The organism is Salinibacillus aidingensis, from assembly GCF_039522525.1.
GTDB classification, from domain to species: domain Bacteria; phylum Bacillota; class Bacilli; order Bacillales; family Alkalibacillaceae; genus Salinibacillus; species Salinibacillus aidingensis.
Window position 1 is genome coordinate 367,183 of the sequence record NZ_BAAADO010000001.1, and the last position, 23,826, is coordinate 391,008.

The 23,826-nt window shown below is 38.6% G+C and carries 28 protein-coding genes and 1 tRNA gene; 12 read left to right on the plus strand and 17 right to left on the minus strand.

Features of this window, described 5'->3' with window-relative positions; genetic code table 11:
- Positions 1 to 6 precede the first annotated feature (6 nt).
- From comGC to ABD006_RS01995, 8 genes are all read left to right on the plus strand, one after another.
- Positions 7 to 303: a competence type IV pilus major pilin ComGC gene (gene comGC / locus ABD006_RS01960; RefSeq protein ID WP_343836955.1), complete on the plus strand. Its 297-nt coding sequence runs from the start codon at positions 7 to 9 to the stop codon at positions 301 to 303.
- Positions 303 to 785, plus strand: coding sequence for a competence type IV pilus minor pilin ComGD (gene comGD, locus ABD006_RS01965; protein ID WP_343836958.1), 483 nt, complete (start codon positions 303 to 305; stop codon positions 783 to 785). Before comGC ends, comGD begins: the two co-directional genes overlap by 1 nt.
- Positions 763 to 1,101, plus strand: coding sequence for a hypothetical protein (locus tag ABD006_RS01970; protein ID WP_343836960.1), 339 nt, complete (start codon positions 763 to 765; stop codon positions 1,099 to 1,101). The genes comGD and ABD006_RS01970 overlap by 23 nt, the downstream gene beginning before the upstream one ends.
- Positions 1,082 to 1,525: a competence type IV pilus minor pilin ComGF gene (gene comGF, locus ABD006_RS01975; protein ID WP_343836962.1), complete on the plus strand. Its 444-nt coding sequence runs from the start codon at positions 1,082 to 1,084 to the stop codon at positions 1,523 to 1,525. Before ABD006_RS01970 ends, comGF begins: the two co-directional genes overlap by 20 nt.
- Positions 1,485 to 1,883 (plus strand): competence type IV pilus minor pilin ComGG, encoded by a 399-nt coding sequence (gene comGG / locus ABD006_RS01980; RefSeq protein ID WP_343836965.1) that lies wholly within the window; start codon positions 1,485 to 1,487, stop codon positions 1,881 to 1,883. Before comGF ends, comGG begins: the two co-directional genes overlap by 41 nt.
- A gap of 35 nt (positions 1,884 to 1,918) precedes the next feature.
- A tRNA-Gln gene (locus ABD006_RS01985) sits at positions 1,919 to 1,990 on the plus strand.
- Between the two features lie 138 nt (positions 1,991 to 2,128).
- Entirely contained in the window at positions 2,129 to 2,527 is a 399-nt protein-coding gene (locus tag ABD006_RS01990; protein ID WP_343836968.1) for a helix-turn-helix domain-containing protein, read from the plus strand.
- 122 nt (positions 2,528 to 2,649) lie between these two features.
- The gene (locus tag ABD006_RS01995; RefSeq protein ID WP_044158103.1) at positions 2,650 to 2,892 is read left to right on the plus strand and encodes a DUF2626 domain-containing protein; all 243 of its coding nucleotides are present in this window, start codon (positions 2,650 to 2,652) and stop codon (positions 2,890 to 2,892) included.
- A gap of 127 nt (positions 2,893 to 3,019) precedes the next feature.
- On the opposite strand, the gene ABD006_RS02000 is transcribed toward ABD006_RS01995, so the two are convergent.
- On the minus strand, positions 3,020 to 4,132 hold the full coding sequence (locus ABD006_RS02000) for an SAM-dependent methyltransferase (RefSeq protein ID WP_343836972.1): 1,113 nt from the start codon (positions 4,130 to 4,132) through the stop codon (positions 3,020 to 3,022).
- 192 nt (positions 4,133 to 4,324) lie between these two features.
- On the minus strand, positions 4,325 to 4,945 hold the full coding sequence (locus ABD006_RS02005) for an MBL fold metallo-hydrolase (protein ID WP_343836974.1): 621 nt from the start codon (positions 4,943 to 4,945) through the stop codon (positions 4,325 to 4,327).
- 148 nt (positions 4,946 to 5,093) lie between these two features.
- Between ABD006_RS02005 and ABD006_RS02010 the strand changes: the two genes are divergently transcribed.
- Positions 5,094 to 5,264 carry a DUF2759 domain-containing protein gene (locus ABD006_RS02010; protein WP_343836977.1) on the plus strand — a complete coding sequence of 57 codons (171 nt, stop codon included), beginning with the start codon at positions 5,094 to 5,096 and terminating at the stop codon, positions 5,262 to 5,264.
- A gap of 57 nt (positions 5,265 to 5,321) precedes the next feature.
- Here ABD006_RS02010 and ABD006_RS02015 read toward each other — a convergent pair whose 3' ends face one another.
- The 4 genes from ABD006_RS02015 to ABD006_RS02030 form a co-directional block, all read right to left on the minus strand.
- A complete protein-coding gene (locus tag ABD006_RS02015) occupies positions 5,322 to 7,199 on the minus strand; it encodes an LTA synthase family protein (RefSeq protein ID WP_343836979.1) in 1,878 nt (625 codons plus the stop codon).
- Between the two features lie 424 nt (positions 7,200 to 7,623).
- Positions 7,624 to 8,592 carry an ROK family glucokinase gene (locus tag ABD006_RS02020; protein ID WP_343836982.1) on the minus strand — a complete coding sequence of 323 codons (969 nt, stop codon included), beginning with the start codon at positions 8,590 to 8,592 and terminating at the stop codon, positions 7,624 to 7,626.
- Positions 8,593 to 8,619: 27 nt separating this feature from the next.
- Complete coding sequence (locus ABD006_RS02025) at positions 8,620 to 8,820, minus strand: YqgQ family protein (RefSeq protein WP_343836986.1); 201 nt, start codon at positions 8,818 to 8,820, stop codon at positions 8,620 to 8,622.
- 67 nt (positions 8,821 to 8,887) lie between these two features.
- Positions 8,888 to 10,342 (minus strand): spore germination protein, encoded by a 1,455-nt coding sequence (locus ABD006_RS02030; protein ID WP_343836989.1) that lies wholly within the window; start codon positions 10,340 to 10,342, stop codon positions 8,888 to 8,890.
- A 140-nt stretch (positions 10,343 to 10,482) separates the two neighbouring features.
- Here ABD006_RS02030 and ABD006_RS02035 point away from each other — a divergent pair, with 140 nt between their 5' ends.
- The gene (locus tag ABD006_RS02035; RefSeq protein ID WP_343836991.1) at positions 10,483 to 11,352 is read left to right on the plus strand and encodes a hypothetical protein; all 870 of its coding nucleotides are present in this window, start codon (positions 10,483 to 10,485) and stop codon (positions 11,350 to 11,352) included.
- Here the strand turns inward: ABD006_RS02035 and ABD006_RS02040 are convergent.
- From ABD006_RS02040 to rpmG, 4 genes are all read right to left on the minus strand, one after another.
- The gene (locus ABD006_RS02040) at positions 11,323 to 12,885 is read right to left on the minus strand and encodes a rhomboid family intramembrane serine protease (protein WP_343836993.1); all 1,563 of its coding nucleotides are present in this window, start codon (positions 12,883 to 12,885) and stop codon (positions 11,323 to 11,325) included. The two genes, ABD006_RS02035 and ABD006_RS02040, sit on opposite strands and share 30 nt — an antisense overlap.
- Positions 12,886 to 12,952: 67 nt before the next feature.
- On the minus strand, positions 12,953 to 13,150 hold the full coding sequence (locus ABD006_RS02045) for a hypothetical protein (protein ID WP_343836997.1): 198 nt from the start codon (positions 13,148 to 13,150) through the stop codon (positions 12,953 to 12,955).
- A gap of 78 nt (positions 13,151 to 13,228) precedes the next feature.
- Positions 13,229 to 13,789, minus strand: a complete 561-nt coding sequence (locus ABD006_RS02050) for a 5-formyltetrahydrofolate cyclo-ligase (protein ID WP_343836999.1) — start codon at positions 13,787 to 13,789, stop codon at positions 13,229 to 13,231.
- Between the two features lie 128 nt (positions 13,790 to 13,917).
- On the minus strand, positions 13,918 to 14,067 hold the full coding sequence (rpmG, locus tag ABD006_RS02055) for a 50S ribosomal protein L33 (protein WP_162038818.1): 150 nt from the start codon (positions 14,065 to 14,067) through the stop codon (positions 13,918 to 13,920).
- Positions 14,068 to 14,364: 297 nt separating this feature from the next.
- Here rpmG and ABD006_RS02060 point away from each other — a divergent pair, with 297 nt between their 5' ends.
- Positions 14,365 to 14,757: a hypothetical protein gene (locus tag ABD006_RS02060; RefSeq protein ID WP_343837002.1), complete on the plus strand. Its 393-nt coding sequence runs from the start codon at positions 14,365 to 14,367 to the stop codon at positions 14,755 to 14,757.
- Between the two features lies 1 nt (position 14,758).
- Positions 14,759 to 15,262 carry a hypothetical protein gene (locus ABD006_RS02065; protein ID WP_343837004.1) on the plus strand — a complete coding sequence of 168 codons (504 nt, stop codon included), beginning with the start codon at positions 14,759 to 14,761 and terminating at the stop codon, positions 15,260 to 15,262.
- A gap of 45 nt (positions 15,263 to 15,307) precedes the next feature.
- On the opposite strand, the gene phoU is transcribed toward ABD006_RS02065, so the two are convergent.
- The 7 genes from phoU to ABD006_RS02100 form a co-directional block, all read right to left on the minus strand.
- Entirely contained in the window at positions 15,308 to 15,967 is a 660-nt protein-coding gene (phoU, locus tag ABD006_RS02070; protein WP_343837006.1) for a phosphate signaling complex protein PhoU, read from the minus strand.
- 16 nt (positions 15,968 to 15,983) lie between these two features.
- A complete protein-coding gene (pstB, locus tag ABD006_RS02075; protein WP_343837009.1) occupies positions 15,984 to 16,796 on the minus strand; it encodes a phosphate ABC transporter ATP-binding protein PstB in 813 nt (270 codons plus the stop codon).
- 22 nt (positions 16,797 to 16,818) lie between these two features.
- Positions 16,819 to 17,697, minus strand: coding sequence for a phosphate ABC transporter permease PstA (gene pstA / locus ABD006_RS02080; protein WP_425542170.1), 879 nt, complete (start codon positions 17,695 to 17,697; stop codon positions 16,819 to 16,821).
- Entirely contained in the window at positions 17,697 to 18,641 is a 945-nt protein-coding gene (gene pstC / locus ABD006_RS02085; RefSeq protein WP_343837011.1) for a phosphate ABC transporter permease subunit PstC, read from the minus strand. The genes pstA and pstC overlap by 1 nt, the downstream gene beginning before the upstream one ends.
- A gap of 89 nt (positions 18,642 to 18,730) precedes the next feature.
- On the minus strand, positions 18,731 to 19,738 hold the full coding sequence (locus ABD006_RS02090; protein ID WP_343837014.1) for a PstS family phosphate ABC transporter substrate-binding protein: 1,008 nt from the start codon (positions 19,736 to 19,738) through the stop codon (positions 18,731 to 18,733).
- 533 nt (positions 19,739 to 20,271) lie between these two features.
- Positions 20,272 to 22,401, minus strand: coding sequence for a peptidoglycan D,D-transpeptidase FtsI family protein (locus ABD006_RS02095; RefSeq protein ID WP_343837017.1), 2,130 nt, complete (start codon positions 22,399 to 22,401; stop codon positions 20,272 to 20,274).
- Between the two features lie 107 nt (positions 22,402 to 22,508).
- Positions 22,509 to 23,804, minus strand: a complete 1,296-nt coding sequence (locus tag ABD006_RS02100) for an MFS transporter (protein ID WP_343837019.1) — start codon at positions 23,802 to 23,804, stop codon at positions 22,509 to 22,511.
- Between the last annotated feature and the right edge of the window lie 22 nt (positions 23,805 to 23,826).

Here is a 23,826-nt window from a genome sequence, read left to right on the forward strand (position 1 = left end):
GATCTAATGAAAAATGAAAATGGTTTCACTCTTATCGAAATGCTCATTGTTTTAATGGTTATATCTGTTCTATTAATCCTGACCATCCCTAATATTGGAAAACACAATACACTCATTGATAATAAGGGATGTGAAGCGTATGTGGAGCTGGTTCAGTCCCAGGTACAGGTCTATAAGCTGGAAAATGATTCATATCCAACAGAATTATCACTCCTGGAAGGGGATTATATAAAGGAGGATGATTCCGCATGTCCAAACGGGGTTGAAATAGACGCTGAAGGCAATGTTACAAAAGTACAGTAATGAAAAAAAGCTTGGTGAAAAATGAAATGTGTCAATTAAAACAGAAAGAAGCTGGCTTTACCTTAATAGAAATGCTTGTTGTACTAACGATATTCATGACCCTTGTTTTTATTACAGCTCCAGTGAATACAAACGTACAGAAGGAATTAAAAGTTCAGCAGTTTTTCAGTCTGTTTGAACAGGATGTATTATGGATGCAAAATCAGGCGATTACAAGGAATGAAATATACAGACTGCACTGGCATCCGGATTCCCATAAATATGAAATCCGGCATAGTGGACTTGGAAAGTTAGTGGTAAGACGAAAGTACAGCTCTGAAATCGATGTCGAATTAAAATCTTTTCAGCTTCCGTTCTCCTTTTATCCTTCCGGGGCACCAAACCAGCCTGGTGTACTGCTTATCCATACGGAAGAGGATACCTTTCAAGTCACATTTCCACTTGGGAAAGGGCGATTTTATGTCACGAAAACTTCAACCTGATGGATTTGCTTTCATGGATATGCTGGTAACACTGACCTTCTTGCTCGCAATGATTCTGATCTTTCTCCCTATCATTCAATACACACGTGATGAACATCATCTGCTTTCTACCCGCTCGCAGATGATGACGGAGCTTTATAATGAAATGCTTAACGATCAGGAGGAATATCCAATTTATAAACAAGTTAAAATCAATCATACTCCGGCATCGATTGAGATAAATCTCGCAGATTCATCTGCCTCCGGGTGTATAACATGGGAAAATATCAAAAGAAAACAGGAAAGTAAGTGTATATATGTTAAAAAAGGATTCTAGCCGAGGATTCACACTGGTCTCTGTTTTAATCTCCCTTACGATTTTATTAACGATTTTACCTGCTCTTGCACCGCTTCTGGTACAGATTAGTCATATCAGGGAATATCCGGAGAATGAACAAGCCTCCGTTTCAACATTTTTTCACCTGCTGCAGCTGGAGCTGAATCAGGGGAAGGACTATCGTCTGAAATCTTCAGCTACCGGAATATATATACATGAAAGCAGCAACAGATCCATTCTTATTGAGCAATACAAGGAAAATGTGAGACGACGAATGAATTTAACTGGACATGAAATTCTTTTGTTTAATGTAAAGGATATCCACTTTCAAAATAACCCGAGAACCATTCAGGTTTCCTTACAGATGATTGGAGGGAACAACTATGAACGGACGCTTTATAAGCTTCAGTCCGTTAAAGAATGAACGAGGATATATGTTTCCTTATATGCTTTTTCTTTTTATGATTCTGTTTCTTATTACACACCATGCACTGCAGGCACTTACACTGGAAGCAGGGCATGTATATAATCAGGAGGAGAACATTCATTTGGAAACACTGCTCTTAAGTGCCTATAGAGATTTTCAGGCTGACTTGCCATCCCTTCAACCAACCTCTGAAAAACAAACTCTTACCTATAGTTATCCTGATGGACAAGTCAAAGTTACACATTTTCTCTCGAGCAGCACAGAACTGGAAGCACAATTTCGAGTAACAACGAAGGATGACTCAAGGTTAACTCAGGAGATCGTTTCAAAAATAAATCCTGAATCCAATGAATAATAAAAAGATCATCCGGCAAATATATAAATGTAAATTGGGCTATAGCCAAGCGGTAAGGCAACGGGTTTTGATCTCGTGATGCGCTGGTTCGAATCCAGCTAGCCCAGTTTTCATATTTATGTCAAATATTTTTACTTAAGTCAATTCCCAATTCATAGAACTTCTTGTATGATAGGTATGTACCACCTCTAATAGCAGGAAGGAACATACCATGAACGATACATTAAAGATAACAAATGTTTTGAATGATTCCACAAGGTTTAGGAGAAGCCGGAAAACAGGCTCTTTATGAAACAGGAAAAAAATTCGGCTCACACTTTTTGAATTCTAAATATCGAAATGTAACCGTTCATCAACAGACCAGTGAACAAAAAATAAACATACTGAGAGAAACTTCAGTTACGCTGGGACTTGAGCCTGAATTTACCTATGATGAAACAGCACAGGTGATTTCTTTTAAAATCTTTAATTGTCCATTTAAGGAATTGGCATTTTCAGAACAGAATGACAATATTTGCGAAATGCACCGCTTTTTTATAAGAGGAATGTTTGAGCAGCTATTTCCTTCTGTTACACTCGAAGAAGAAGCAAACATGGTTGATGGCTGTGAGGCCTGTATGTACAAAACGAAGCTATCTGTATAAGACGATGCATAGTGAGTCATACACCCTGTATATTCTAAAAGTGCCAAAAAGTTCATTTACTTTCTATTTTAGGTAGTTTATAATAAATTTTGATGACTTTCCCGGAAAAGGAGGGGGATATTATGGATCGTATGTTTCGTGTTCTTTCTTTCTGGACTGGTATATTTACTGTAATGTTTTATGTTGGGGAAATGTATAATACCTCCATTTTATTTTTAGCACAAACGGTGTTCTTTTTAACATTAGGTTACTTAAAGCTTTCAGAACGCTTGTATATGTACATATTTGGTGCTTATTGTACAGTATTTTTCATTGGATTTACGTACTATACGACCTTCCTCTTAGTCCCATCTTTTGGACATTAAAAAAACGGGGAATGAAGGTAAAAGAAAAAGGATTGGCATTGGCGCCAATCCTTTTTCTTTTGGCTGGGAAATTGTAATGGATAAGAAATCAGGAAAGGGTGCTTCCACCTCTACTCGTTTAATCCTCCTATATGTTCAAAAACTGATCCACATCTTTTTCGTTCATATTTTTGGATTGTATACATACATCAAACATACTACCCATCCAGTCATCGCTTAACAGGGTTCTAATCGCCCGATTTCGTCTGGCCGCCTTCGAAAAAGGGTCTCCCGGATCGACCTCGGCGAATAAATGAAACAGTTCCCCAATCTGATCAAAAAATTGATTCTGCCTCGTTAATAAATGCTGCTTCCATTGTTTCTCCTGCCCTTTTTTTATCCATGTATCCCACGGTACATGATGAGTGATATCCATATCTCCAGGATGCAGTAATGGATTATTGACCATCCGATGCTGCATGTATCCCCGCAGACTTCCCTTTCTCCGATAATAATGGAGTCGCTCTTCATTTGTATATCCGTAATCAAATGTAAATATCAAACCTTTTATAAAAGACTGATTAATCAGGGATGTGATGGTATCCATATATACGGGTACTTCTATTCTTTGATCATTCTTCAAAGGGAGTAAATTCCATTTTTCCAGCCAATTGATTAAATTAGTGGAGCATGGCATCTCGATTTCTGTAAGCTCTCCTTTGTCATTAACGGCTACCATGACCTCTTTAAGTCCCTTCCCACGATTAACGACAACCCGAACTGGTTGAGCATCCAAAAATTCATTAGAAAAGATAAAACCTGTAAACCTGTCTCCTTGCTCCATATAGTGTTCAAGTGATTCATAAACGTCAACATTCACATCTGCTGGGACTTTCCTCTCCAGCTGTTTTCTAACGTATGGATTATGTTCAACAAAGACATACTTGTCAGGTTTTAGACCCATTTCCCTGAATGCGTCCATCAGCTGTAAGAAAAAACGTCCGTCCCCTCCTCCAAGCTCCATGATTTGTAAAGGAAGCTTTAACTGCCTTGCCGCCTTTATAAATATCGTTGCCATAAGCTCACTGAAAATTCCGCCGACATGATTAGCTGTGTAAAAGTCACCCTCTTTTCCCAGCATCCGGACATTTTTCTGATAGTATCCATATTTATTGTGATATAATGCCAGTTCTATGTAAGTATCATACGGAATCACACCATGCCGGGCCTTTTCCCTGATTTCCTGAAAAATCCCTGTCATTATTAGCTCCTTTTTAGGTTTTCACTATTGACATAGTGTTAATTAACCTTTATAGTTTTAATAGTAGCTTAACTAATCCCTAACCAAATTTAAATGAGCAGAGCACATCCCCCCAAACCCCCTTCTTAAAAGAAGGGGGTTTAATCTATTTCTCCGCATTATCTGTGATACATTTCGGACTTTTTACCCTTTCTAAAAAAACGGATTGGTCTGTTTCTCCCTTTCGACAGTTGTCTGAGGTCCATGACCTGGATAAACAATCGTGTCTCCTGGCAAAGATAACAAATGAGTTTTTATACTGGTTAGCAGCTCTTCTCCATTTCCATGTGGCAGGTCAGTCCTGCCAATGCCTCCTTGGAATAATGTATCTCCGGCTATAACCAACCCCTCATCTTCAAATAAAAAGGATACACTACCCGGGGAGTGACCTGGAGTATGACGTACGGCAAGAGTAAAATCTCCAATGGATAAAACACCAGGAACTAGCGCCTTTTCTGCCGCATTTGCACGGATAGGCTCCGTAACACCAAAAAGCTGTGAGCCGTTCAGCATTGGGTCTTTAAGCCAGTTATGTTCTGCTTCATGTAAATAAACCTCAAGTTTGAATTGTCTGCGTAAATCCTCTACAGCACCTATATGATCAAAATGAGCATGGGTAAGCAGAATAGCGAGTGGCTGAATGTTTTCCTCATTCAAATACTGTGTTACCTTGTTTGCTTCTGCACCCGGATCAATAATTAAGCCCTTTCCATCCTGATGTAAGATATAACAGTTCGTTCCTAACGGTCCCAGTGAAAATTGTTTGACATTCATCCTTTATCCTCCTAAAATTTTATGAAATGACTCGACAAAGCTTCGATAATTATATAAAATGTATGAGAGTAGGCAATATCATACATATTAAACATATCCATGTATATTTTAGCGCACATTATTCATTTATAAAAAGGGGGTTATTGTAATGGTTTTAGGTATTATGCTCTTAGTCGTTACAATAATATGTGCAATTGCGGTAATCCGCGGATTAAAAGAACGTAATCTCTTCGCAGCAGGTTTTGCCGGAATATCTGTCCTTGTTTTTGGATGGTTTTCTGTGATGACCATTTACTCAGAAATGTTTCCTGATGCGTAAGACAATTAAAAATTTGTTTTAAAAAAGCCTCGAATCCAGATGATTCGAGGCTTTTTATTATTCCTCTTTCCCTTTTCCTTTTCCTGAGGAAGCTGTATCTTGGAACCTGAAGAGATCCTCATAGATCAACTGATCAGAATAGTTTAATTCTTTTAGCACCTTATCCTTGATCGGCTCACATGCAGATTTCTCCAGTTTTTCTCCCGTTTCTCGATCATAGCACGTGTCCTTCGTATATACATAATCCTCGGTCACATAATCGCCATCACGGAACGCAACAAAGCGTTTTGACTGATTAGCAAATAAATCATTCCCAAACATAATATCCTCTTCATTTTCTATACCGAGCATATTTAGAACGGTTGGTTTAAGATCAATTTGACCGGAGACTTTTTCAATAACACGATCATCTTCATGTCCAGGAATATGAATAATTAACGGTACCCGTTGTAATTGAACTGAATCATAAGGTGTGATTTCTTTATTTAAATACTGTCCCATTGCCTTATTATGATTTTCACTGATACCAAAGTGATCCCCATATATAATGATGATGGAATCCTTATATAAGCCACTTTCTTTTAAGTTTTTAAAGAACCGTTCAATGGCTTCATCTGTATAACGTACTGTTGGAAAGTACTGATTAAGGGTTTTTGAATTGGAATCAAATTTATCTATTGATGCATATTTTTCGTCTAATTCGTACGGATGGTGATTCGTTAACGTTATAAATTTCGTATAAAACGGCTCTGGCATTGACTCCAGATACTTCATGGACTGATCGAAAAAGGCTTTATCATTTAATCCCCATCCGATTGTATTATCCTCCGTCACATTAAAATACCGTTCAGAGTAAAATTGATCATAGCCCAGACTCTCATAAGCTACATCCCGATTCCAAAAGCTTTTATTATTCGCATGAAATACGGATGAATAATACCCATGGTCTTTTATGATTTCAGGAACAGCATTAAATTCATTCTGTCCATGAGTGAAGAAAACGGAACCATTAGGAAGCGGATATAATGAATTCTCCACTAAAAATTCGGAATCAGAGGTTCTTCCCAGGTTCACCTGATGGTAAAAGTTGTTAAAATAATAACTGTCCTTGATCAGATCGTTTAGAAAAGGTGTAACTTCCTCTCCGTTTACTTTACGATTAATCACAAGGTTTTGCACGGATTCGGCAGAGATATAAATGATATTTTTTCCTTTTGCGATTCCTTTCATTTCAGATGAGGTCTTGTCATTAATATTCTCTTCGGTATACTTCTTGATTTCATGCAGCTTGCTGCCATCTGCCATTACTTTTTGAACCTTTGTTTTTGAATTTATAATAGCATCATAAATATGATAATTGACCAGCCCCACATTTTTCACGAGATATTCACGGTCAAATCCGCGTTTGAAGAGCATCGGACGTTCGATTTCTGCCAACACCAGGTTTGTTAATAATATCGAAAAGGATAATGCAATCATCGCTAATTTACTCTTACGGTTATAAGAGAATACCAGGTCATCCCCTTTTTTCTTAGCGAGATAGAAGATTAAAACCGTGTCAACAAACAGGAGGATATCCCATATCTTCATGGAACTGGCTGTACTGGCTCCAAGATCACCGAAGTTTTTAAATTGTAAAATACTTGGTAAGGTTATAAAGTCGGTGAAGTTACGATAATAAACCAGATTTGCAAACAGGAGAAATGCTCCAAAAAGCGAAAGATACTTAATATACTTCTTCTGACGCTTAGGCTTCATGATTACCGCAAATGAAAAAAGCACGATAGCTGTTGCAAACGGATTTATAAATAAAATAATTTCCTGCATCATATTTTCTATCGATAAATCAAACACAAATCTATAAACAATGTACGATTTAAAGCCAAACATTAAAGCCGCTATCAAAAACAGTGGCACTCGTAAACGCTGTAACATATAGGTACTGCCCTCCTCATATCCCAATTTATAGTTGATATATTTCATATATTCCTAGTTTTTCTATCTGTATATTATGACGATACAGGCACAGAAAATGTTTCATCAATTTTTATATTATTGCCGAATTCTCTTTCCAGCTTATAAACGATTTTTAATTCATCAAGCCCTACGTTATGAATTGAATTTTTTCCGCAAAATTTTAACCAACAATTCAACTACTATATTTTAACGTTTTATGTGTTGAAGTCAAGGATATTTTCCATTATATTCCTTTACACTTTGATTAAGAATTCATGACTTTCTTATCCATTCATCACGTTATGAACATCCAATACGATATTCACTCTTAAAAAAAATGTGTAGTCCCATGTTGGAACGACACATCTTTGTTATTCAAATATTAAGTCTTTGTTATATGTTTTCAAAATTGTTTCCGTTGTTTTACATAGTAGGCTGCACCTGCAACTCCTGCATCATTTCCAAGCTCAGCCTGAACAATCTGACAGACATCTGCAACTCGCTTCAATGCATAAGAGTGAAAGGACTTCCGGACTGGCTGTAACAACTGTTCTCCCGCTTGGGAAACACCGCCGCCGATAATTATTTTGGACGGATTAATAGATACAGCAAGATCGGCCAGCATTTTTCCCAGTACATCTGCTGTATAATCAATAATCGACTGTGCAGCCTGATCCCCTTTAGCCGCCTGTTCAAATACATCCTTTGAGGAAAGCTTTCCTTTCGCTTGATATTCATCTTTAAGAGTTGTGTTCTGGTCTGTTTCTATTACGTGAAGAGCTTGTCTGGTAATCCCCGTTGCGGAAGCATAGGTTTCAATACAGCCTTGCCTGCCACAATTACACTTTGGTCCTTCGTGAGGGGTTGCTGTAATATGACCTATTTCACCGCCGGTCCCATTAACCCCATTAATCACTTCACCGTTGACAATAATTCCTCCACCTACACCCGTTCCAAGCGTGACAGCAATCAGCTGGTCAGAATCACGGCCAGCACCTGTCCAATGTTCTCCTAAGGCAGCTAAATTGGCATCATTCAGAATGTAGGCTTCCATGTTTAAAAATTCTTCCAACCGCTGCTTTAGGTGAAAATCTTTCCACCCTAGATTGATGGCTTCATACACTACACCATTTTGTACATCTACATATCCTGGGGCACCGGCTCCAATCCCCAAAATCTGCTGTTCTGTTATATGTAACTCTGCCAGTTTTTCTTTTACTGACTTGGCAATTTGTTCAGGGATATAGGAACCCTGGTCTTTTCTTTCTGTAGGGATCTCCCACTTATGATTGATTTTCCCATCTTCTTCAATAAGTGCAAATTTTATTGCTGTGCCTCCAATATCAACACCAATAATATAAGTTTCCTGCATATTCCTTCATCCTTTTATATGCTGTAATTATTCAGGTTGCTTCAGTTCAGCCATTTCTTGCCGAAGTAACAGGATAGCCATCTGATATTCCTTGGTCGTAATACATTTTGCCTGATATAATTCTTTAATTTCTTCTTCCATTAATTCTAAATCGGCTAATCGATCCCCAATATAGATAATGGTACCAAACCTTTTTAATAATTGTCTTACATCATAAATGCTATTCATAAAATCACCTGACTTTATTATAGCAACGACAGGGATAAAATGAAATAAAAAAAGAGACCGCTTTTCATTAGCGGTCAGGATCTTTAGGATGCAGAAAGGTAGGTCTGCGATTTTTAAGGGGCATAGGTGCCCGGAGAACAATATCCCGGATAGCCCGATAATCAAACGGAATAAACGGCCAGAGATAAGGTACATCGAAAGCCTTGATTTGAACTAAATATAGAAGGTAAATGGTTATCCCTACGACAAAGCCTGTCGGACCAAAGATACTCGCTATGATGAGAAAAAGCAATCTGGACAGGCGATTAGCGAGACTCATCTCATAGCTTGGGGTGGCATAGGTTCCCATAACAGCTACCGCCAAATAAAGCACAACTTCATTCGAAAACAATCCAACTTCCACTGCTACCTGTCCAATCATAATAGCTGCGACCAGACCTAATGCAGTAGCCAGTGCGGAAGGTGTATGAATAGCAGCCATCCGGAGCATATCAATTCCCAGTTCAGCTATAATAAACTGCACCAGTAATGGTAAGGCTCCTTTCTCACTGGGGCCAATAAACTCAAGACCCTCTGGTAAGAGTGAAGGATAGGTCGATAAAAGATAATATAAGGGTAAAACAAACAATGATAGCCAAACAGAAACAAACCGGACTAATCTCAGATAAGAACCGACAAATGGTTTCTGGCGGTACTCCTCGGCATGCTGAAGATGATGCCAATAGGTCGCCGGTGTAATAATCACACTTGGAGATCCGTCAATAATGATGAGCACATGCCCTTCATACAAGTGAGCAGATGCAGTATCCGGCCTTTCTGTATAGCGAATCGTAGGATAAGGGTTCCAGTGCCTGCCTCCTATATATTCCTCAACGGTTTTTTCTGCCATAGGGAGACCGTCTGTATCAATACTGCCCAGAGTCTTTTTTAAATGCTGAACATTTCTGTCATCAGCAATATCCTCCAGATAGCATAAACAAATGTCTGTTTTTGAACGTCTGCCAATTTGCATGTATTCCATTCTTAGGGAGCGATCACGTACACGTCTTCTTGTTAAAGCTGTATTAAAAACGATTGTCTCCACATATCCATCCCGGGCCCCACGCACAACCCGCTCCAGATCAGGCTCAGCCGGTCCACGTACTGGATAGGTACGTGCATCAATCATGATAATTTTTGACATGCCTTCCACGACTAATGCCGTCGGGCCTGATAGAACTAAATCGCCTACCTTATTTAAATCCTCTTCGTAGTCAATTTCAATATATGGCAAATGTTTTTTAAAGAGCTTTTCAAAAGGATCCGGTTCCAGCTGTTCGGGTTCAAGTCTGGATAGAAGCTTCATAATATAATGTAAAATTTCATCTTTAACAAATCCATCTACCATAAACATGGCCATTCGACGATCTGCATATTCCAAATCCAAATTAATGATGTCAAAGCTTTTGTTAACAGCTAATCGGTCCTTCAGATAATTAACATTGCGATCATAGCTCTTCATCATTGGTTGTTTTTCAGACATAATCTCACCTATCTAATCTATATAATAAATTCTGCCCTTATATAGTCTTCGTAAAATTTGTCCTAACATACATTTCATATTAAAAACCGGTCTGTCATACATTTAAGTGAAGACAAGCTTTCAGAAGGAAGGTACTTTTTATGAAAAAAATCAGTAATTTTTTCCTTATTATTCTGATTCTTTCCTTACTTATTGTGAATTTTGATGATCCTAAGCAAAAAGTCATTAAATATTTTCCTTTTGATGAGGATATAAAATTCACGGATCACTCCACAAATTTATCTCTGATTTCCCAGACAGATGAAGATTCCTATAAGCTTCAGTGGGATATTCAATCTAATCTGGAGCAGGACATCTATTTGCGTCAGGATGTTTCCTTATTATTTGTAGATGGAAAGTTAAAAGGAATTTTGAATCAATGGAAGGAAAAAGCCAATGAGCTTAAACAGGAAACTTTGCTAAACGGGGAAGACAGCAGTCACTATGAAGCCATTACCCTTCATCATGGCGAGCTCCACTATCCCGATGATGTAATAAAAAGTATCCAGAAGATGAGTCATGATGAACTTTATGTTATTGATTCCCCCCATTCACCGCTGGAGTCATTTAAAGAACCGGGCAATTCAAATGAAAAAGAGTGGAAAAAAACACTAAACCGGACCAAATCACAGGCATTAAATCACTATTGGAATGAATTGATGCGGCATTACGAATTATCGAGTGAGGATTATCTGGAAATTCCACTTGCTGATCTGTGGCAATATCAGCAAAAGACCCTCCCGACATTAACCAGAAAACAGACAGATCAAGTCATTGGTCAATTGTGGGAAGGCCTTTATCAGAATTATATTATCGGTATTAAAAGTCACCAGGATCAGGAATATAATGCAATCAATACCTATATGCCGCTAATTTTAGTCGATAAAAAAGGAAAGTTCATTTATGTTTTATTCAGAGATGAAAGCGGACAAAATCATCGTTTAATTCAAAGAGTTCCGGAATTCTCCTAAACGGTCCTTTAAGTTTTGAAAATCCTGGTTATTTGGCTTTAAACTAGCAGCTTTTCCGGCATGCTCCCGGGCTTTATCGTACTGTTCCAGATCACTATAGACCAAGGCTAAATTAAAATGAGCATTGGCAAGCTCGGGATTTATCTGAATGGCAGACTCAAAATCTTTTCTTGCCTGCTCTAAATGATTCAATAAATAGTGAGCATTCGCCCGATTAAAATACAGAATTTCATTGGATGTTTCGCCATTCTCAATAACCGGATCCAGTACTTCAATGACCTTTTCATATTTTTCGTTTTCAAAATATTCACTGGCCTTAATAATAGCCGTCTGCGGATTGGTGGAAGCATTCGTCCGCTCAGCTCCATAAATGAGCAGTCCGGATGCAACTGTCACATATACAATGAAGGATGCAATTCGAATCATCGTTCTTCTTCGTTCAGGCATTTGTACAAGGGCTGCAGCCAGAAATCCTCCTGCCAATCCACCCATATGAGCTCCATTATCAATGCCGGGAACAGACAATCCCATAGCGATATTTAAGCCGATGATAAATAATAAATTCGTCCCCATTGTTTGAAAGAATAGCTTCTTATGTTCAAATCCAAAATACAGCAAAGCACCGAACAAACCAAAAATAGCACCAGATGCTCCGGCTGCTACGGAATCATTAAAAGCAAAGCTTGCTAAACCGCCAAAAATACCTGCCAGAAAATAAATTAAAAAGAATTTAAGTGATCCATACATGCGTTCTACGGTATTACCAAGATAATAAAGGGCCAGCATATTCATAATAATATGGGCAAAACCAATGTGCAGAAACATGGAGGAAAGGATTCTCCACCATTCCCCTTCTACCATATAAGGATTAAATTTTGCTCCCCATTCAATAAGGTTCTGTGTATTCTGTGAACCGCCAGGCTGCATTTCAAGAAAGAAAAATACCAGTACATTTATGACCAGCAGTAGATAGGTTAGAACCGGCTTGCCATGGTTGAAAAGAGAGGCGATTTCTTTCTGCTGTTGGCGATGATTGTTCATCATCTGCCTTTTTATTTCCTGAATCTGATTAACGGTGGTCTCTTCATCCTCAGGGAGAATAACTTCCGGTGATTCAGCATTTATACCCGTAAAAAATCGATTTAATTCTTCCATCCGATTCTGCTCATCAAGATAGTAGGTATGTATGATAAGACCTTTCTTATCTTTTAATTGCATCGGCTTTTTTAGAAATTCCCAATCATCAACGGGCTCAAGTTCAGATATGTACAGATTATGAATGATAACCTCTTTTTTTCTGAGGGAACTTTGAATATTTTTTACTCTTCCTAATACAGAAGTAATATCCCGTTTTAAGTGATTGGCCCAATCAAAGTTCTGCAAAAACAAACGAACAACCACGGTCTTTTTATCTATCGTTTTATGAAACCAGATTTCATGGGTTTGTTCATTTGCCTGCAGCAGCTCAAATTGATGCTTCATCATCAGCTGCTGAGCAATTCGCCAAAAATAATATTCATCGTGAATATACATCTCCCACACTCCTTAAGCCCATCATACCATGAATACAATAGAAAAATAAAAAAATAACACGTTCAGCTTAGGTTGCTGAACGTGAGAAGGCTGAAGCCAGAAATTTTTCCCTGATTCCCGGTAACTTCATAAATATACGTGTGGAGATTTTTCGTAGTACATCGACGGAAATGATAAACCTCATAACTTTCATCCGGTTTTGATAAATAAAGAAGATGCCAACGCCCAGTACTCCCAGTAATAAAAAGATGATTAAGTAACGCACATCCTTCACCCCTTCATAATCGTTATGTTTAGGATGTGTTTTTCCCTTTCGTTTATTCGGTATGAACGGGGACTATAATTAAAACAGGACACCATCCTCTGTAACCAAATGCTGCACAGGCATATCATAGTCATCTCTTGGAACAGCAGGGAGAATTTGGCTATTGGCAGCGAGTGATATCGTCACATGTTTAAAATCTTTTAAGAATCGATCATAATACCCTCCGCCAAAGCCTGTTCGATAGCCTTCCCGATCAAACCAGATGCCGGGAACAATAAGAAGATCAATCTGATCCCCTGGGATTTTTACTGTTTGATCAGGATCAGGCTCTAAAAGACCTGCATACACCCTTTCCAATTGATCAAAGCTGGTGATGATAAAGAACTTCATATGATGATTCTGATTTGGATAGCATTTCGGTACACAGACCTTTTTCCCTGTTTCCCAGGCTTTATGTATAAGATAAGACGTGTCCAGTTCAAAGGATTTGGATACAGTTACGCCTATAATATCAGCTTTGTGAAACCATTCGGTATCGATGACATGATTTGAAATTTTCTTTGATAAATGTGCACGCTGAGTTTCACTGAGACTCTTCAGGTTTTGAATTCCCTGTCTGCGCAACTCCTTTTTATCCATATGAACCACCTTTATTAAATACATGCATTTTTATTAAGTGAAACTTCCGTCAGTGGAGGTATTACGGCCAGTTCATGAAAAAAAAGAGTGTTTGAAATCCTCAAAAGGACATCAACACTCTTTTTTACTTATTTAGTCTCACGATGCAATGTATGTTTGTTGCAACGAGGGCAGAATTTTTTCATTTCAATACGCTCTGCATTGTTTCGTTTGTTTTTTGTTGTAATATAGTTACGGTCACTGGATTCAGTGCACGCCAAAGTCACTTGTACTCGCATGGTTCTTTCCCTCCATTCCTATCTGTCAATTCATCTTCGTGCATAAGTCATAATAATCATAAGACTAATTTATAATACCAAATCTTTCTCGGGTATTCAAGGTATGGACGTCAGAAAATTTCCCTTCATTCTTCTTTATCCTAGTTAAGCAGTTTCAATTCCATTTTTTTAAAGCAGAGGTGATAACTGCCATTACAACGTGGAAAAGTCCTATTTTTCTACATGGAAAATTGGTAATAATCCCTTATTCCCTATTCTATTATTCTATGGTATAAATAAACTAAAGGAGTGTCTATCATGATCATAGCATTAATTACATTAGGAGCAGTAAGTCTTGTACTATTTATCCTCTCCTTTTTTACAAATGATAAAATTAAGGATCTTGAGGATCAAATTGAAGACATATCAATTACGTCTTTGCAGGAATCCTATCGTTTAAAAAACAAAATAAAAGTTTTGGAAGAAGAATTGCTCACAGATTCAGCATTTACAGAAAATACTGATATCCCTTCTCCTTCCTCTGATGATGATGACCAGCCGGCCATTTATCAGCAAATTAAAAAACTGTACGATGTAGGCTTTTCCATCGATCAAATTGCCAAAAGTACAGACTTAAAAGTTCATGATGTTCGAGCCATCATTCATCAGCTATATCCTGTTGAACTGGGCCAGCAGGAAGGAGAGGCTTAAAATGAAATATATTTTACGCTCATTTGCTCTGGGAATTCTTACTGCGACCGTTTTGATAGGGGTTATTTATTTTGCGGGGGATTCCAGCTCTGCTAATGAAGAGGCTGCCCTGACCACAGAAAAGGCCACAACCTACCTGGAAAATGAAGGGCTCCATGTTGTGGAGCAAAAAAAATGGAAACAATTAAATCAGACTTTAGCTGATCAACAGGAACAACTGGAAATTGTCAATAATATAGACAATCCTGCAAAAGATGATGAGAAAACGAATAAAGACAGTAAAGAAAAGAACAAGAACAGAATAACCGTTACTATTGATATCGAATCAGGAATGGCGACAAGTGAGGTAGCCAATTTACTTAAAGAAAAGCAAATGATCGATAATGCTGGAGAATTTGAGTCTTACTTAGCTGAACACGGCTATGAAAAGGCCGTCCAAATTGGCAGTTTTGAGGTTCATTCGGATATGGACTTTTATCAGATTGCTGAAACCATTACAAACTAAACTCTAAAAACCACAGTCCCGTATGCAGGACTGTGGTTTTTACTATTATTCGTTTAAATCATAGGTTTCGCCCTTTACTAAATAAAAGATATTTTCTCCAATATTCGTAATATGGTCTGCGTAGCGTTCAATAAACCTTGCACTAAAAGCCATTTGCATCATATACTGGTTGATTTGCGGATTAGATGCGGATTCATCAAGCATTTCCCTGACAACAGTACCGTACATTTCATCGATTTCATCATCCATTTCAGCAAGCTTTCTGGCAAGTGAAATATCCTCATTTTTAAAGGCTTTTATGGCTAACGCTGACATTTCCCTTGCTTTCTCGGCCATCACAGCAATCATTGAATGAATGCTCAATGGATGATCATCCCCCAGATGGATGGCAGACTTGGCAATATTAACAGCATGATCAGCCATTCTTTCTATATCCGATGAAATTTTGAGGGAAATAATAAGCCTTCTTAGGTCCTTTGCAAAGGGCTGCTGTTTCGCAATTAATAATATGGTTTTTTCATTAATTTCCATTTCTTTTTGATCGATTTTATCATCCTCTTCAATGATTGCCTGAGCTTTACTAACATCCTTTTGATATAAGCTTTCAACCGCTTTCTTTAATGCTGAATCACTCATTTCAGCCAGTTCCTGAATTAACTCGTTTACTTTCAGGACATCCCCTTCAAAGTTCTCGCGTATTGCCATTGATTAGCCTCCTCTATTATCCAAACCTGCCTGTTATATAATCCTCTGTGCGTTTATCGTCCGGATTGGAAAACAAATGATTGGTATCAGAAAACTCCACTAACTCACCATTTAGGAAAAAGGCTGTTTTATCTGAAATTCGCGCTGCCTGCTGCATGTTATGGGTGACAATGACGATACTGTATTTTTCTCGTAAATTTTGAACAAGCTCTTCAACCTTCAGTGTAGAGATCGGGTCCAATGCAGAGGTCGGCTCATCCATTAAAATCACATCAGGCTCGATAGCGAGACACCTGGCGATACACAACCGCTGCTGCTGTCCACCTGATAAGCCATAGGCGTTTTCACCCAGACGGTCCTTTACTTCCTCCCACAGTGCGGCATCTTTAAGACTCTTCTCTACGATGATATCCAGATCTTTTTTCTTTTTAATCCCATGAATTCGTGGTCCATAGGCAACATTATCATAGATTGATTTTGGAAATGGATTCGGCTTTTGAAACACCATACCTACCTTTGTTCGGAGGTCTTCTACACTATATCCTGAGTCAAAAATATTTTCCTCATTGTATTTTATCGAGCCCGATGTTTTCACAATCGGAACCATTTCAACCATGCGATTTAACGTCTTTATAAATGTTGATTTCCCGCATCCAGACGGACCAATAATAGCTGTGATTTCATTTTCAGCTATATTCATCGTAATATCATATAAAGCCTGGTCTGCTCCATACCATAAATTAAGATTTGTCACTTCAAAAACAGAATTTTTCTCCATTGGCTTCTTTTCAACTTGTTTATTTACTACCGGTTTTGCCAGCGTAGTCATTTATCCTGTACCTCCTTAGTAATTAATAACGACGTTGAAATTTATTTCGAATATAGACAGCGATAGCGTTCATGATTAACAAAATGATTAACAATATAATAATTCCGGCTGCCGCTAGTAAAGGCCATTCATCTCCTGGTTTACTAATCCAGCTGTATATCTGTATAGGCATAACCGTATACGAGTCCAGCGCTGAATCCGGGAGTGAGTAGATAGCTGTTGCCGCTCCTACAATTAGAAGAGGAGCTGTTTCTCCGATCGCTCTTGACAAAGCTAAAATAGAGCCTGTAACCATTCCAGGTAAGGCAGCAGGCAAAATAACCCTGAAAATCGTCTGCCATTTAGATGCTCCCATAGCCGCTGATGCCTCTTTTAACTCACCAGGTACTGAACGTAAAGCTTCCTGAGATGCAACGACTATAATAGGAAGAACGAGAAGACTCATCGTAAGTCCTCCGGTTAATAGAGAATAGCCAAAGTCCAGCACATAGACAAAAAAGGTAAGCCCAAGTAAGCCAAATACAACAGACGGTACTCCTGCCAGGTTCTGAATATTCATCTGAATGAAAGATGTCAGCCTTCCTTTTTTTGCGTATTCTTCTAAATAAATAGCTGTAGCAATTCCTATGATAATCGAACATAATGCAACAATGACCATTAGATAAAGAGAGCCGATGATGCCGGCCAAAAGTCCGGCCTCTTCCGGGTAAGGTGCTGCAAAATTACGAATAAAGTCCCACGATAAACTCCCCATACCTTGTGAGAGTACTCGGTAAATTAACATCACTAAAACTATCAATCCAATAGTAGTCGCTGCAAAAAACAGGGCATGAAATAACTTATTTTTTGCTGTTCTTCGCTTTCTTCTTTTGTACATATCCACTTGATTTGGTATAGACATTAGTATTCCTCCCTGAATTTACGGGAAATATATTGTGACAGAAAATTCATGGCTAGCGTAAAGACAAATAGTGTAATTCCTACTGCATACACACTATAATAGATCGTTGAACCATAAGCTGTATCCCCTGAGGTACCCTGCACAATAAACGATGTTAAGGTTTGGATGGATTGAGTCGGATCAAGCGTCAAATTTGGAGACTGACCGGCTGCGATGGTAACAATCATTGTCTCCCCAATAGCTCTTGAAATTCCTAACACGAATGAAGCGATGATTCCTGATAAAGCAGCAGGAACCACAACCTTCATGGCTACTTCAAACCGTGTAGCTCCAAGTGCATAAGCTCCTTCACGAATGCTATTCGGCACTGCACTCATTGCATCCTCAGACAGGGATGCAATCATGGGAATAATCATAATTCCTACTACAATCCCCCCACTTAAAGCATTAAAAATTTTAAGTTCCGGAATCACATTCTGTAACAACGGCGTAACAAATGTCAGAGCAAAAAACCCGTAAACAACAGTAGGAATACCTGCCAGGATTTCAATAAGAGGCTTTACAATTCTTCTTGTTCGATCACTTGCATACTCACTCAGAAAAATAGCTGATGCCAGCCCCAATGGAACAGCAACCAGAATAGCAATTCCAGTAATCAGGAGTGTTCCGGTAATCAAAGGTAAAATTCCAAATGAACCTGACCACGGCTTCCAATCTGTATTCAGAAAAAATTCAGAGAACGATACTTCACTAAAAAAAGTAACAGCTGAACTAATTAACGTATATAAAATACCTAATGTCGTTAAAATGGAAACAATTGCACATAAAAACAAAAATACAGGAACAAGTTTTTCAAGTTTTCTTAGCTTTTTTTGTCTTTCTTTTCTGGCATTCATTTTATCCTGAATGGTCCACGTGTTTGATTCTGTCTGCTGAATAGCCATACTTGAACCCCTTTCATCCTTTCATCCTTTTAAAAGCGGAATAGAGGACAGTAACTTCCTGTCCTCACTTGTTCTTTATATACCCTTACTTATTCGTAAATGGACTGTAACTCTTCTAATTGTGACTGATATTTCTCTTCAGGAAGCGCCACATATCCAACTTCTTCGGCACCAGACGCTGCTGCACCTGAAAGTAAGAATTCCGTGAATGCTTGTACTGTTTCCTTATCCTCTAAAGATGCACGGTTGATGTACGTAAACAGCGGACGGGATAAAGGACTGTAACTTCCATCCTGAATCGTCTCAGGGGTTGGCTTAACGGCCCCATTTCCATTATCGATAGCTAGAGCTTTAAGTGTATCTTTGTTTTCAACATAGTAAGCATAACCAAAGTATCCAATGGCATATGGATCATTTTGAATACCTCTTACCAGTAGATTGTCATCCTCTGAAAGGGTTACTCCTTCCCCTTCACGCATTGGTTTTTCTTCAAGAATCGCTTCATTAAAGTAATCAAATGTTCCTGAATCATGCCCTGGAGAATAAATCACAATTTCTTCGTCAGGCCAGGAAGGATCAATATCAGACCATTTTTTATTTCCGCGTTCTGCAAGGAAAATATCTCTTAACTGTTCAACCGTTAGTTCATCCAAAAAGTCATTTTGCTGACTCACAACGACGGACAAACCATCATAGGCTAACACCGTTTCGATTAGTTCAATTCCATTTTCTTCAGCAATTGCCTTTTCTTCTTCCTTAATTGGACGGGAAGCATTACTAAAGTCAATTTCACCTTTAGTTGACCTTTCAAATCCCCCACCTGAACCAATGCTCTCAAGCGGAGTATCAACTTCTGGATATTCCTTCGTAAATTCATAAGTTACATATTCCATGATAGGAAATACGGTTGAAGATCCTGCTAATTTTACAGTACCGGACAGGGAACTATCCTCTCCATCACTATTTTCTTCATTTGCATTTGCACTTTGTGTGTCATTGGCTTCTTCGTCTGGTTCTCCACTATCCCCACAGGCTGCTAAAATCCCAATGGTCAAAACCATCATCATCAAAATAACCAACTTCTTTTGCTTCCACATTTCCTCTTCCCCCTCATTTGTTGAGTTCATTTCCTAACTACAAAACTAATAATAATCCAAAACTATTAACCTCATATAAACCTAATGTAAAAAAAACGTAAAGGTAATAGAAAAGCGGAGGCGACTGTTTAGGCCCGACAAAATATCCGGAGTGGCCGCCTTTTGGCCATGTAGGAGATTATGCTTATGACCGCTAGGGCCCGGGAGCCGCAGCTGGACAAGAAAAGCGTAGGGGACTTGTCCAGACCCGACTGTGTAAGCAAGCCCCATGGAGCGGCTCCAGCCGCGTAGTGGGGCTTGCTTACATCAGCGAGGGTCTAGGCCCCGCAGCTGGACATAGGAAAGCGGAGGCAACTCGAAGCAAGAAAGTACACTTGCTTCTGCGATGCTAATTCTTAGGAGCATTCCTTAGTGTTCAGGTCATGCGGGATAAGGCAAAACGTTAATCGCTGAGTGTTGTTCGAGACGTGATTATGCCTGAATTCTTAACCACAGGTCTGTTTGTTCTCTGCACAAAAAAAGCAGAATGGCCATTAGCCATTCTGCTCGGTTTCACTGCTGTTTTCATTTATCATTTGATTCAGTTCCATATTGATCCCTTTATTCTCTCTCTGTTCTTTTAATTCAAAATAAGCATCTAAAATACGGCTTCCAATTTTGGAGTTTATACCATCACTGGCATCCAGTCCGACATTCGGAACAATAATGGAAAAGGCCACTTCAGGATCATCGTAAGGTGCATAACCTACAAGATTATGGTTTTCCACATCGGCAACCTTTTCAATTTCACCTTTTTCGTTCTCGCCGTAGATTTCATTTTCTGCTGTTCCCGTTTTTCCTGCCGGGTTGTAAGACTTATTCGCAAAAACATGATCTGCAGTCCCGTCCGGATGCTGAAAGACTCTCCTGAAGCCTTCCTGAACTCGATCCAGATACTTGTCATTCATATCAATTCGATTTAAGACTTTTGGCTGAATCCCTTTATACAATTGATTTAGTTCACCATTAGCGGTTGAATTATATATTCCCTGTACTAATTGTGGCTGAAGTCGATATCCGCCATTGGCAATGGTTGAAACATACTGGTTTAATTGTAACGCTGTGTAGGTATCAAATTGCCCAATAGCATAGTCCATAAGCAATCCCGGACCTGGATTATCACCTTTGTAGCCTGTTGCTTCATAGGGAAGATCAATGCCTGTACTTACACCAAGTCCAAATTGATTAAAATAATAACGCAAATCCTGCAGAGTTTTAGAACTGTTCTTAACTTTAGATGATTCATTTTTTACATATCGGTAGTTGGTATAATCTCCACCCATTCTGAGAGCTATATAATACATATAAACGTTTGAAGATTTAGCAAGGGCATCCAAATCATTTACATATCCCAGTGTACGATAGGAACTTTTTTCAGGTGTACTTGCAATTTTAATCGGGGAATCGTAAAAAGTTGTGCCGGGACGAATGACTCCTGATTCAAAACCGGCAAGTACCGTTGCCCCCTTAATAGCTGATCCAGGACGGTGTGCATCATAGACGGTTCGATAGGACTGATCTGAAAACTCATCCTTCTTGTGATCATAGTGCTGACCGGACATCGCTAAAATTTCGCCTGTATTAGGATCAGACATGACAACTAAAGCGTCCTTAAAGTGTTGATTCTTACCTGGATATTTATCAATAATTTTTTTCATTTCTTCTCTTACAATTTCATCGACCCGATTCTGCAGCTCGATATCAATAGTGAGTTTCAGGCTTTTTCCCTGCTTGCCTTCGCGTATAAGCTTTGAATCAATGATATTTCCTTCTTTATCCGTAACATATTCCACCAATTCTTTTTGACCGGCTAAGGTGGATTCGTATTCTTCTTCCAGAAAGCTTTCCCCAACCCTTTCATTTCGACCATATTGCCGGGAAAGATAATAATCCAGTTTTTCTTTAGGAAGTCCCTCTTCCAATGAGGTCATACCTCCAATAAAATTCGAGAAAGTCGGATGAAATATTTTGTTTCGTTTCCAGTCGGTCGTTACATTTATTCCAGGCAGTTCACTTAAATGCTCGGCAACCGTTGCATATTCTTTTTCTGAAATATTACTATTTTTAACGACATGCGGTGTTAAAGCGGGCGCCTGATCCAGTTCCCGTTTAATCGCAATAATTTCCAAATCTTCTTCACTTAATTGCTGTAAGTCTTCTTCCGTAACCTTGTCGAGGACTGCATAGTATTGTTCCTCATCACTTAAATCCTCTTCCTTGGAAGATAGACGACTGTATGCTTCATTTCTATTTTTCATAATCCAGTAGTCCTGTTTGTCTCTTTTAGTAACCTTATCCGGTTTCTTTTGTATATATTTTGACAGTTTTTCTGCAAGTTCCAGTCTATCCTTTGGCTGAACATTTTTTGGAGGGGTATAGGTAATGGCGTATCTTGGTTCATTTTCAACCAGCAGACGACCATAACGATCATAAATTTCTCCTCTTGGTACAGGATTAGAAATCGTTGTGTCTTCCGTCCGGTTGACTTCACTCTGTGCTGCATCCCCATGCAAAATTTGAACAACACCAAGCTGTATAATTAAAAAAGCAAACAGCAAAAAGATTAAGAAAAACAGTATATTTAAACGTAATGGTAAGTGTGATTTTGATTTCTTTGGAGTCAAAGGGTTCCCCTCCCCCTATTCCTGTTGTTTTTCTATATTATAGCATGACTTGAGCGATTTTGACATGAATATTCCTTCCTATATCGGCTAATCATTCTCTATCCTGATTAACGATTCTCATCCTCTGCAACCTCTTTATTAATTAAAGGTTTATTTTCCTTTTCTACATTTTCTTCATTCGGTTTTTTCCCTGGGAGGTGAATATCCCGAAAGAAATAAGAAATCGCTAAGTGCCCGATACCCATTGTAGCGAGCAGGTAAGGAATACTTTTATCAGTGTCAAACAGATAGGTGACAATAAGAAACAGGAGAATAGAGCTTACCCTCCCTGAATTCAGAAACAACTCACGGACTACGATATATTCAATCCGCTTCTCTTTTGCCATCCATGAAGTCCCTATGACATCATAGGAAATCGAAAAATAAGGTACATAAATGATTGGATAGGCAAAACCTATAATCGCTGCATAGATGAGTAAAACGGTATAGCTTTTGAAGAAAATAATCAGGTAAATGGACGTATACAGTATCAGCCCGCCAATTAAGATTGAGGTTTTACGGAACTTAGGTTTTATTAATCGGGTCGCAAGGTAATAGACAAAAAAGGAAAAGCCGGAAAATATCAGGTTAAATGTTCCCAATGCAAATTCACTGTCGGTTATTAAAAAGACCCAGATAGAGATGACAAATAAAAAGATCCCCTCTCTTAATCCCTGAGAATAATTAGCCTGTAATACCCGCTTCCAGTTGTTATTATTATTTCTTTCTTTTAAGATAATTCGAAAATTATACTCTCCCTCTGCACTTCTGCGATTAAGGAAGAAGCTGCAGATAACGGCTACGACAAATAAAACTAAAGAAATGGTAAATATAGTGGTATAGCCTGTGTTAGCCTCCATTTTTGAAATGATGAAACCGGCAGAAATGGGACCAATCATTCCTCCCAAAGACTGAAGCAATCCAAAAAAACCGTTAAAAAAGTCTCTGGTTTCCGGTTCTGTAATTTCAAAGGTTAACACATGAAAGGCCAGCCAATAAAAACCATACCCAATGCCTAATATACCTCCTAATATTACGTTGTACTTTTCCGCATAATCCCCCATAATTAATACAGTCAAAAAAAATAGGGATAAAAAAGTTACTCCCAGTCGTAAAACAATTACACGGTCGACTTTTTTAGCCCATCTTCCTGCCAGAATAAAGGTTAGCGGCTGCATTATATAAACAGCCAAATTATAAAAGGCAATGGTTGCATAATCACCAGCCTGCTTCCAAAGAAAAATATTTACAAATGTGTTGGAGAGAAAGATACTAATGGAATATAAACCACCAATAGTAAGCAGCAAAATCAAATCACGATTAACATCTACATGACCAACAATCGCTTTTAGTTTTTCGCTCATATTTCAAACCCCTTTTCTCTAC

Excerpts from the sequence above, each read along its gene's own strand:
- comGC (WP_343836955.1), top strand. The coding sequence starts at position 7 with ATGAAAAATGAAAATGGTTTCACTCTTATCGAAATGCTCATTGTTTTA.
- comGD (WP_343836958.1), top strand. The coding sequence starts at position 303 with ATGAAAAAAAGCTTGGTGAAAAATGAAATGTGTCAATTAAAACAGAAA.
- ABD006_RS01970 (WP_343836960.1), top strand. The coding sequence starts at position 763 with ATGTCACGAAAACTTCAACCTGATGGATTTGCTTTCATGGATATGCTG.
- comGF (WP_343836962.1), top strand. The coding sequence starts at position 1,082 with ATGTTAAAAAAGGATTCTAGCCGAGGATTCACACTGGTCTCTGTTTTA.
- comGG (WP_343836965.1), top strand. The coding sequence starts at position 1,485 with ATGAACGGACGCTTTATAAGCTTCAGTCCGTTAAAGAATGAACGAGGA.
- ABD006_RS01990 (WP_343836968.1), top strand. The coding sequence starts at position 2,129 with ATGATTCCACAAGGTTTAGGAGAAGCCGGAAAACAGGCTCTTTATGAA.
- ABD006_RS01995 (WP_044158103.1), top strand. The coding sequence starts at position 2,650 with ATGGATCGTATGTTTCGTGTTCTTTCTTTCTGGACTGGTATATTTACT.
- ABD006_RS02000 (WP_343836972.1), bottom strand. The coding sequence starts at position 4,132 with ATGACAGGGATTTTTCAGGAAATCAGGGAAAAGGCCCGGCATGGTGTG.
- ABD006_RS02005 (WP_343836974.1), bottom strand. The coding sequence starts at position 4,945 with ATGAATGTCAAACAATTTTCACTGGGACCGTTAGGAACGAACTGTTAT.
- ABD006_RS02010 (WP_343836977.1), top strand. The coding sequence starts at position 5,094 with ATGGTTTTAGGTATTATGCTCTTAGTCGTTACAATAATATGTGCAATT.
- ABD006_RS02015 (WP_343836979.1), bottom strand. The coding sequence starts at position 7,199 with ATGTTACAGCGTTTACGAGTGCCACTGTTTTTGATAGCGGCTTTAATG.
- ABD006_RS02020 (WP_343836982.1), bottom strand. The coding sequence starts at position 8,592 with ATGCAGGAAACTTATATTATTGGTGTTGATATTGGAGGCACAGCAATA.
- ABD006_RS02025 (WP_343836986.1), bottom strand. The coding sequence starts at position 8,820 with ATGAATAGCATTTATGATGTAAGACAATTATTAAAAAGGTTTGGTACC.
- ABD006_RS02030 (WP_343836989.1), bottom strand. The coding sequence starts at position 10,342 with ATGTCTGAAAAACAACCAATGATGAAGAGCTATGATCGCAATGTTAAT.
- ABD006_RS02035 (WP_343836991.1), top strand. The coding sequence starts at position 10,483 with ATGAAAAAAATCAGTAATTTTTTCCTTATTATTCTGATTCTTTCCTTA.
- ABD006_RS02040 (WP_343836993.1), bottom strand. The coding sequence starts at position 12,885 with ATGTATATTCACGATGAATATTATTTTTGGCGAATTGCTCAGCAGCTG.
- ABD006_RS02050 (WP_343836999.1), bottom strand. The coding sequence starts at position 13,789 with ATGGATAAAAAGGAGTTGCGCAGACAGGGAATTCAAAACCTGAAGAGT.
- rpmG (WP_162038818.1), bottom strand. The coding sequence starts at position 14,067 with ATGCGAGTACAAGTGACTTTGGCGTGCACTGAATCCAGTGACCGTAAC.
- ABD006_RS02060 (WP_343837002.1), top strand. The coding sequence starts at position 14,365 with ATGATCATAGCATTAATTACATTAGGAGCAGTAAGTCTTGTACTATTT.
- ABD006_RS02065 (WP_343837004.1), top strand. The coding sequence starts at position 14,759 with ATGAAATATATTTTACGCTCATTTGCTCTGGGAATTCTTACTGCGACC.
- phoU (WP_343837006.1), bottom strand. The coding sequence starts at position 15,967 with ATGGCAATACGCGAGAACTTTGAAGGGGATGTCCTGAAAGTAAACGAG.
- pstB (WP_343837009.1), bottom strand. The coding sequence starts at position 16,796 with ATGACTACGCTGGCAAAACCGGTAGTAAATAAACAAGTTGAAAAGAAG.
- pstA (WP_425542170.1), bottom strand. The coding sequence starts at position 17,697 with ATGTCTATACCAAATCAAGTGGATATGTACAAAAGAAGAAAGCGAAGA.
- pstC (WP_343837011.1), bottom strand. The coding sequence starts at position 18,641 with ATGGCTATTCAGCAGACAGAATCAAACACGTGGACCATTCAGGATAAA.
- ABD006_RS02090 (WP_343837014.1), bottom strand. The coding sequence starts at position 19,738 with ATGTGGAAGCAAAAGAAGTTGGTTATTTTGATGATGATGGTTTTGACC.
- ABD006_RS02100 (WP_343837019.1), bottom strand. The coding sequence starts at position 23,804 with ATGAGCGAAAAACTAAAAGCGATTGTTGGTCATGTAGATGTTAATCGT.